This is a genomic window from Brevundimonas sp., assembly GCF_036963785.1.
GTDB lineage: Bacteria > Pseudomonadota > Alphaproteobacteria > Caulobacterales > Caulobacteraceae > Brevundimonas.
The window spans coordinates 1-525 of sequence record NZ_JBALUS010000025.1 but is presented as its reverse complement, the minus strand read 5'-3'; the positions used below and the strand labels follow the sequence as shown (position 1 = coordinate 525).

At 66.3% G+C, this 525-nt stretch carries 1 protein-coding gene; it reads right to left on the bottom strand.

What is annotated here, in order from left to right:
- A partial coding sequence (locus tag V7672_RS15280) for a carboxylesterase family protein (protein ID WP_335625421.1) occupies positions 1–503 on the bottom strand: 503 nt, incomplete at its 3' end.
- Between the last annotated feature and the right edge of the window lie 22 nt (positions 504–525).

Genomic DNA, 525 nt, shown 5'->3' with positions numbered 1-525 from the left:
GACGTCCAGCCATAGAGGGCGTCCCGCGTCGTGGCGAGGATGGACTCTTCAAGGTCGGAAGAGGGGTAGAGGGCGAGGAAGTCGTCGGAGAGGTCTAAATAGCGCTCGCGGATGGCGGTCTCATAGGCTTCAGCCGATGTGGGCACGTCCGGGGCAAGCCTGCGGAGGGTGCGGATCTCGCCGCTATTGAAGCCGGCAAGGACTGGCACCGCGGCCTGCTCGCCCCGCTCGAACACTTCGAGCGGCTGGCGCGGCAGGACATGGCCGTCCACCGTTCCGGATGTGAAGAAGCCCTTGCTGAGCGCGCCGTTCGAGACGGCGCCTGCATCCATTGCGCGAAGGGCCTCAAGGTCCGGCGCTTCGAGGGCGGCGGACACGGCGAGCCCCACCTGTTCAGAGGCAGGCTGACCGTGAACCGGCTCTTTCAGGGACGGAACCGAAACCATGTAGGCGCTCTGGGCGATGGCCTTGTCGAACAGGCCCTCTGCGAGCGGCGAGGCCATCAGGTGAAGGACTGACAGCGCC